The 7,576-nt window shown below is 66.9% G+C and carries 8 protein-coding genes and 1 pseudogene; 1 reads left to right on the top strand and 8 read right to left on the bottom strand.

Going from position 1 to position 7,576, the window contains the following annotated elements:
- Positions 1 to 104 precede the first annotated feature (104 nt).
- Positions 105 to 566, bottom strand: a complete 462-nt coding sequence (locus ACRDUX_RS41840) for a hypothetical protein (RefSeq protein ID WP_526423619.1) — start codon at positions 564 to 566, stop codon at positions 105 to 107.
- Positions 563 to 1,156, bottom strand: a complete 594-nt coding sequence (locus ACRDUX_RS41835) for an MspA family porin (protein ID WP_526423621.1) — start codon at positions 1,154 to 1,156, stop codon at positions 563 to 565. Before ACRDUX_RS41835 ends, ACRDUX_RS41840 begins: the two co-directional genes overlap by 4 nt.
- A gap of 138 nt (positions 1,157 to 1,294) precedes the next feature.
- On the opposite strand from ACRDUX_RS41835, the gene ACRDUX_RS41830 reads away from it, so the two are divergent.
- Positions 1,295 to 2,383: an ankyrin repeat domain-containing protein gene (locus tag ACRDUX_RS41830; RefSeq protein WP_526423617.1), complete on the top strand. Its 1,089-nt coding sequence runs from the start codon at positions 1,295 to 1,297 to the stop codon at positions 2,381 to 2,383.
- Here the strand turns inward: ACRDUX_RS41830 and secG are convergent.
- The 6 genes and pseudogenes from secG to ACRDUX_RS41800 all read right to left on the bottom strand — a co-directional run.
- Positions 2,367 to 2,603: a preprotein translocase subunit SecG gene (gene secG / locus ACRDUX_RS41825; RefSeq protein ID WP_526386653.1), complete on the bottom strand. Its 237-nt coding sequence runs from the start codon at positions 2,601 to 2,603 to the stop codon at positions 2,367 to 2,369. The genes ACRDUX_RS41830 and secG overlap by 17 nt on opposite strands.
- Before the next feature lie 30 nt (positions 2,604 to 2,633).
- Complete coding sequence (tpiA, locus tag ACRDUX_RS41820) at positions 2,634 to 3,419, bottom strand: triose-phosphate isomerase (RefSeq protein WP_526423615.1); 786 nt, start codon at positions 3,417 to 3,419, stop codon at positions 2,634 to 2,636.
- A 17-nt stretch (positions 3,420 to 3,436) separates the two neighbouring features.
- Positions 3,437 to 4,666 (bottom strand): phosphoglycerate kinase, encoded by a 1,230-nt coding sequence (locus tag ACRDUX_RS41815; RefSeq protein ID WP_526423613.1) that lies wholly within the window; start codon positions 4,664 to 4,666, stop codon positions 3,437 to 3,439.
- A gap of 10 nt (positions 4,667 to 4,676) precedes the next feature.
- Positions 4,677 to 5,699, bottom strand: coding sequence for a type I glyceraldehyde-3-phosphate dehydrogenase (gap, locus tag ACRDUX_RS41810; RefSeq protein ID WP_526423611.1), 1,023 nt, complete (start codon positions 5,697 to 5,699; stop codon positions 4,677 to 4,679).
- Positions 5,700 to 5,827: 128 nt separating this feature from the next.
- Positions 5,828 to 6,222 (bottom strand): annotated as a pseudogene (locus ACRDUX_RS41805) (DUF222 domain-containing protein); the annotation flags it as partial.
- A 17-nt stretch (positions 6,223 to 6,239) separates the two neighbouring features.
- On the bottom strand, positions 6,240 to 7,576 hold a 1,337-nt coding region (locus tag ACRDUX_RS41800; RefSeq protein WP_526423609.1), incomplete at its 5' end, for an MFS transporter.

The raw sequence follows: 7,576 nt of genomic DNA, 5'->3' as shown, positions 1-7,576 counted from the left end.
GGTGCGAGAGTGGTATCGGGAGCGTCGGCCATGGTTTCAAGTATCGACGTACCGCGAACCTGCCGCAGAACGAGCCCCCGGTGTGATGCGAGCGTGGGAGCCTCCTAGGGGGTCGATGCCGTCGGCGCCACGATCACGCTCGGGGCCGGTCCGGTGACCGGAGCACCGACCGGCACGATCGGTTGGGCCGGTTTGGCCGACGAAGACTCGTCCTTGGTCCCGACCTCGTGCGCAGGCGCCTGCTGCCCGTCGGGCATGACGATGGGCGTCGACGTATCGCCCCCCGCGCCGCCACCTCCGCTGTCGCCGGAGTCGGAGCTCTGTGACGGTGGCCAGTCCACACCGGTCGGGGGCCAACTCTCCCCACTCCCCGAACCGGACGTGTCCCCGGGAGGCGGGCAACCGGAACCCGCGCCGAAGTCACCCGCACCCGAGCAGTCGGCCCACGCGACGCCTGCCGGAATCACCGTGATGCACCCCGTGAACAGAGAGGCCGAGCACGCCGCGACCATCACCCACCGGCGGCAGATCCGGCGTCGGCGAGGCGAAATCCGAAGCGATCTCACAGCGAAAGGATGTCGCCGTAGGCGTTGACGCTGTCGTCGGACTTGTCCGTATCGATCATCGCCGAGACGAAGAACCGGACGGAGACCGCGCCTCCGCAGGCATCTACCTTGACGTGCGCATCGTGGACGACGATCTCGCCGGTTCGCCCCTTGAGCGCCTTCTTACCGAGCCCGACGTTGGTGATCGTCCCCGGGAGGAGGTTGATCGAAACGTTGCCGTCCAGGTCCGCGTAGGGGCCGACGTCGCTCAGCGGATCGCCGCCGCTAAGGCCGGGACTGACCCCGATGTCTGCGTCCCCTCCCACACTCCCGCCCTCGCTGAGGTCGATCTGACAGCCCAGTTGGAGGCCGAATACGAGGCTGCCCGAGTTCACGGCGACACCACCGTTGCCGTCGATGGTCGTGGCGGCCTTACCGGTGACGAAGCCCTCTCTGGTGAATGCCGTGGCGGCCATGTTCGGGACGGAATTGATGGTCATTCGCGTGAGCGAGGCGCTCAGATGCCAGCCGTCGTCGGTGTCGGCGGACTGGGTCACGTCCGCAACGGGCACCGGATCTGCCGCGGCCACGCCCCCACCGACGCAGAACAGCGCCCCGGCGAGGGCGCCGGCACGGAGAAGTCTGAGCACGAACCCGCCTTACGTGATGGAGTCGAAGGGGAATGGTGCCCAAGCTCGGGGCACCGCGCCGATCGTAGAAGTCGGTGCTGAGTGGTTCCTGGCATCTGGATGTCCAACGCGCCGTTCATGATCTACGGCAGGATCGGCGGTGTGACGCAATTCAGCTGCGATCCGACGATCGACGTCGGCGACGACCCGCTGTCGAGCTTCCTCTCGCTGGCCTGCCTCATCTACTCCCAGGACGACGGCCCCGACCGATGGGCGGCAGCCGGCGAGGTTCTGGACGCCAACCCGGAGCTGCCGGAGCGCAGTCTGTTCGTCGCCGCAGCGCTCGGCGATCCCGGGGCTGTGCGCGCACATCTCGGCCACCGGCCGGACGGTGTCCGCGACAGGGGCGGCCCCTTCCTGTGGACGGCCCTGTTCCACCTCGCCGCTTCACGGGTCCCCCAACGAGACCCGCTGGCGACCGCGCAGATCCTGCTCGATGCCGGTTCAGACCCGAATGCCGGATACCTGTGGCGCGGTCTGCCCACCCCGTTCACCGTGCTGACCCTCTGCTTCGGCGAGGGCGAGGCAGGCCCTGGCCGGCAACCCCGGCACCGCGCCGGCGAGGACCTGGCCCGGCTACTGCTGTCCCGCGGCGCGGATCCCAACGATGCCCAGACGTTGTACAACCGAATGTTCGGCAGGGACGACGGCCACCTGCGCATCCTGTTGGAGCACGGGCTCGGCCACGGTGCCGGCGGGCAGTGGCACCGCCTGATCGGTGAGTCGCTGGAGGGCCCGACGGAGATGGTGCAGCGTCAGGTCGACTGGGCGCGGGATCACGGCTTCACCGAAAGGCTCGAATTACTCGCGAGGCATGGGTTCTCGCAGGGTCGGCCGGCGGACTCGCCGTCGCCGTGGCGGCCGGACGGTGCCGAGCCGCCGATTGCCTCGGCTGGTACGCCCGATGGGGTGCGAGCGCTTGCCGCCGCAGGCGGTGATCTCAATGCGCTGTACGACGGTCACACCCTGCTGCACCACGCAGCGTGGATCGGTGACGTCGCACTGGTCCAAGCACTGTTGGAGTGCGGAGCCGACACTGACGTGGTCGACGTCGAGCACGGGATGACGCCACTCGGGTGGGCCGAGCACGGCCACGCCGAGGCGACGGCCGCGATCCTGCGGGAAAGCGCGGTTAAGCGCCGTACTTGATCTGCAGGGCGACCGCGATGATGGAGACGAGCCAGATGCCGGTGAGGAAGTAGGTCAGTCGGTCGAGGTTCTTCTCGACCACCGTGGATCCGGAGAGGCTGGACTGCACGCCGCCACCGAACAGCGTCGAAAGACCGCCACCCTTGGCCCGATGCAGAAGCACCAACAGAATCACCAGAACGCTGGTGACGACGAGGGTGATCTGCAGAGCGAAAATCATGAGCGCCAGAATACCGGTCGACGCGCCAGATTAAGGAATCGGCCCGCCTGCGGCGATTGCGGAGAGGATGGCGAACTGCTCGCCGTCCAGGGATGCGCCGCCGACGAGAGCCCCGTCGACGTCCGGCTGCCCGACGATCTCCCCTACGTTCTTCGCGCTCACCGAGCCGCCGTAGAGCACCCGGACCGTGCTGGCGATGGCGGGCGTTGCCAGCTCACCGAGCTCGGTGCGAATCGCGGCGCACACCTCCTGCGCGTCGGCGGCACTGGCGACCCGGCCGGTGCCGATCGCCCACACCGGTTCGTAGGCGATGACGACCGTGCTGATCTGCTCGGCCGTCAGCCCAGCCAGCGAGCCCTTGAGCTGGTTGACGTTGTAGGCGACGTGATCGCCCGCCTCACGGATCTCGAGGCCCTCGCCGATGCACACGATCGGGGTCAAACCGTGCTTCAGCGCGGCGGCGGCCTTCTCGGCGACCAGCGCATCGTTCTCGTCGTGATAGGTGCGCCGCTCGGAGTGTCCCACCACGGCGAACGTGCATCCGAGCTTGGCCAGGAGGGCCCCACTGATCTCGCCCGTGTAGGCGCCGGAGTCGTGCTTGGACACGTCCTGGGCGCCGTACGTGAGCCTCAGCTTGTCGCCGTCGACGAGGGTCTGCACGCTGCGCAGGTCCGTGAACGGCGGGATGACCGTCACGTCGACCTTGTCGAAGTACTTCTCCGGCAACGAGAATGCGATCTTCTGCACCAGGGCGATGGCCTCGAAGTGGTTGAGGTTCATCTTCCAGTTGCCGGCGATCAGCGGCTTGCGGGACACGGGTGCTCCTCTGTTGCTCAGGGATTGGCGAGTACGTCTATACCCGGCAGTGTCTTGCCTTCGAGGTATTCCAGCGAAGCCCCGCCACCGGTCGAGATGTGTGAGAAGCCGTCCTCGGGTAGACCGAGCTGGCGCACCGCGGCGGCCGAGTCGCCGCCACCGACGACGCTGAACGCGCCCTTGGCCGTTGCGCCGATGACGGCCTCTGCGACGCCCTTGGTGCCCGCGGCGAAGGCGGGGAACTCGAACACGCCCATGGGGCCGTTCCAGAACACGGTCTTGGCGTTGGACAGCAGCGCAGTGAACCTCTTCACCGACTCGGGGCCGATGTCCAGGCCGATCTTGCCGTCGGGAATCTTGTCGGCGGCCACCGTCTCCGGTGGCGAGTCGGCGGCGAACTTCTCCGCGACGACGATGTCCACCGGTAGGTGGATGACGTCACCGTAGTCCTCCAACAACTTGCGGCAGGTGTCGATCATCTCCGGCTGCAGAAGCGAGGCGCCCACCGAAACCCCTTGGGCGGCAAGGAAGGTGAAGCACATGCCCCCACCGATGACGATGCTGTCGGCCTTGGTGGCCAGGTTCTCGATGACGGCCAGTTTGTCGGACACCTTCGAGCCGCCGAGCACCACCGCGTACGGCCGCTCGGTCGAACTGGTCAGCTGCTCGAGAACCTTCACCTCGGCGGCCACCAACGCGCCAGCGTAGTGCGGCAGCAGGGTCGCCACGTCGTAGACGGAGGCCTGCTTGCGGTGCACCACGCCGAAGCCGTCGGACACGAACGACCCCGGGGAACCGTCGGCACCACCGACGAGCTCGGCAAGCTCCTTGGCCAACGCGAGCCGCTCGCCGTCGTCCTTGCTGGTCTCCCGTGGGTCGAACCGGATGTTCTCGACCATCAGTACGTCGCCGTCGGTCAGACCCTCGGCGCGCGCCAACGCGTCGGAGCCCACCACGTCACTGGCCAACTGAACGTGCCTGCCCAGGTGCGCGCCAAGTGCGGCCGCGACGGGCGTCAACGAGTACTTGGGATCGGGTCCGCCCTTCGGCCTTCCGAGGTGGGCGGTGACGACGACCTTCGCGCCGGCCTCGGACAACGTCCGCAGGGTGGGCACGGAGGCCAGGATCCGGCCTGGATCGGTGATGTTGCCCTCGTCGTCCAGTGGCACGTTCAGGTCGGAGCGCACCAACACGCCCCGACCCTCGACGCCTTCAGCGAGGAGGTCCTCAAGTGATTTGATCGACACGACTATCCGGTCAGAGCGACTTGCCGACCAGCGCGACCAGGTCAACGAGGCGGTTGGAGTAGCCCCACTCGTTGTCGTACCAGGAGACGACCTTGGCCTGGTTGTCGATGACCTTGGTCAGACCCGAGTCGAATATCGAGCTGTGCGGGTCGGTGACGATGTCACTCGACACGATCGGCGCGTCGTAGTACTTGAGGATGCCCTTGAGCTTGCCGTCGGCGGCGGCCTTGAAGGCGGCGTTGATCTCCTCGGCGGTGCCGGACTTGGCGAGCTCGACCGTCAGGTCGGTGACCGAGCCGGTGGGGATCGGCACGCGCAGCGCGTAACCGTCGAGCTTGCCCTTCAGCTCGGGAAGCACCAGGCCGATGGCCTTCGCGGCACCGGTGGAGGTCGGCACGATGTTCAGGGCGGCGGCGCGGGCGCGACGCAGGTCGCTGTGTGGGCCGTCCTGCAAGTTCTGGTCTTGGGTGTAGGCGTGGATGGTGGTCATCAGGCCCTTGACGATGCCGAACTCGTCGTTGAGCACCTTGGCCAGCGGCCCGAGGCAGTTCGTGGTGCACGACGCGTTGGAGATGATGTTCGGGCTGCCGTCGTACTTGTCGTCGTTGACGCCGATGACGAGGGTGATGTCCGGGTCGGTGGCAGGCGCGGAGATGATGACCTTCTTGGCGCCCGCATCCAGGTGGCCCTTGGCCTTGGCGGCGTTGGTGAAGATGCCGGTGGATTCGACGACGACGTCCACGCCGAGGTCACCCCATGGCAGTTCCGACGGGCCGGCCTTGACCTCGAGCGCCTTGATCTTGGTGTCGCCCACCACGATGGTGTCGTCGCCCTCGAGGCTGACGTCGTAGGGCAGCCGGCCCAGGATCGAGTCGAACTTCAGCAGATGCGCCAGCGTGGCGTTGTCGGTCAGGTCGTTGACCGCGATGATCTCGATGTCGGCGTTCTTGCCGAGGGCCTTCTGCGCGTCCAGGGCCCTGAAGAAGTTGCGGCCGATTCGACCGAAGCCGTTGACGCCTACCCGAATCGTCACTGTCTGTACTCCTTAGATCTCGAACTTCGGCGATGTACCCGGTCACATTGCTCGGGATCAGCCTAGTGGTGCGGCGATCGCGGCGCGAAGGCTGGTCAGTGGGCGGCCAAGCTCTGGTTGCGGTAGACCTAGGTGGGTTCGTCGTCATCCTCGTCGAGGAGTTGGTCGTCGTGATGGATGCGGTTGACCTCGGGCGGGCCACCATCGACGGCCCATGCCAGACGGCCGTCTTCGGTGACGGTGAGGGTGGCATTGCCGTCGGTGCGGCCGCCGGGTTCCAGGCGGAAGCATGGTGCACCTCGGAGTGATAACCGGGTTCGACGCAGCCCGGCCGGGTGCAACCCTTGTCGCGTGCATGGCACATGATGCGCTGATCGATGGTGGCGATGCCCTTGCTGCGTGCCAGGTGCAGCGGACGAGCGCTGTGATCCTCGAAGACGGCGCGGTAGTGAATGTTGTTGGCCGCCATCCGGATCAGCTCGCGCATCGGTAGCGATGACCCGCCGCCGGTTCTTGCCGGGGCCGTGCCCAACGACCCCCTCAGCCGGACACCGACTCCAGTCGTCTGCCCGTCGAGGATGGCCCCAACAGCGCGACGAGTCCGGCCAACAGACCGGTGACACCGATGAGGGCGAACCCGGCGAAGAACGACCACGAGCTCACGACGACCGGTAAAGCGAGTGCACCGATCGCGCCACCGCCGTGACCGATACCGTCCGACAGTGCGAACCCAGTGGCCCTGGTGCGGGTGGGAAAGCTCTCGGCGGTGAACGTGTACGCAACCTGTAGGTAGCACCCGAGCGCCACCGCGGCCAGGAACGCTCCAAGGGAGATGACGACGTCGCCTGCGAACGAACCGATGAGCAACATCCCCCCCAACCAGACCACCGTCGAGAAGAAGATCAGGATGCGGCGCTCCAACCGCTCGACCAGAAGGAACATCACCCCGGCGCCCACGGGATAGCCGATGGCGCCGATCGCAAGGAACAGGATCGACCCCCCGAGCGCGTCGCCCTTGTCGGTGATGAGCTGGGCGGCGTCGCCGAGGAAGCCGTAATTGCCGATGTACCACAGGAACCACATCGCGATCAGCACCGCGAGCCTGCGGCCGTACGGCGGCGCGAACAACCCGCCGCGATTCGCGACGTCGCCCTTGACGACGGGCTCGGGTTCGGGTGCGGTCAAGGCGATACCCCTTGCGGTGCAAGCCTCTTCCATCTGACGAACGGTGCGCTCGGCCCCGTCGAAACGCCCGTGCAGCACTTCCCACCGCGGCGATTCGGGCAGCACCGTCCGCACGCCGAGACCCAGCAGCGCGATCGCCCCGCCGATGACGAACAGAAGCCGCCACCCAAAGCTGAAGTTCGGCACCAACGCCAGCGCGATGAACGGCGTGACGGCCTGACCGACGATGCCGACCAGGAAGGTGATGACCGTGATCCGCCCGCGTACCCGCGCCGGCGCGAGCTCGCTGACGTACGTGGAGACGAGGTTGAGATCGGCGCCGACACCCATCCCGGTGATGAACCGAAAGACGATCAGCGAGACCAGCCCCTGCGCGGCCGCATCTCCGAACGCCCCCACAGCGGTGAGCGACATCGTCAGGATGAGCATTCGGTAGCGCCCGAACCGGTCGGCGAGGGAGCCGATGCCGATCGAACCCACCACGTAACCGACGAGGCCGACGGCGACGGCGATGAACACTCCTTCCGAGCCGGTCAGGCCGAACTCCTTGGAGATCGCAGGCAGCGCGTAGCCGATGTCGGCGATGTCATAGAACACGAAGAAGTAGCCGATGCCGATGATCGCCAGGTAGCGCCTTGGCAGAGCCCACACCGGAATGCGGTCGAGTCGGGTGAGGAGGGCCGAGGCCCGAC

Source organism: Mycobacterium sp. (genome assembly GCF_050701675.1).
GTDB lineage: Bacteria > Actinomycetota > Actinomycetes > Mycobacteriales > Mycobacteriaceae > Mycobacterium.
The sequence above is the reverse complement of the archived record's forward strand: the minus strand, read 5'-3'. Positions and strand labels throughout refer to the sequence as shown.

Excerpts from the sequence above, each read along its gene's own strand:
- secG (WP_526386653.1), bottom strand. The coding sequence starts at position 2,603 with ATGATTTTCGCTCTGCAGATCACCCTCGTCGTCACCAGCGTTCTGGTG.
- ACRDUX_RS41830 (WP_526423617.1), top strand. The coding sequence starts at position 1,295 with ATGTCCAACGCGCCGTTCATGATCTACGGCAGGATCGGCGGTGTGACG.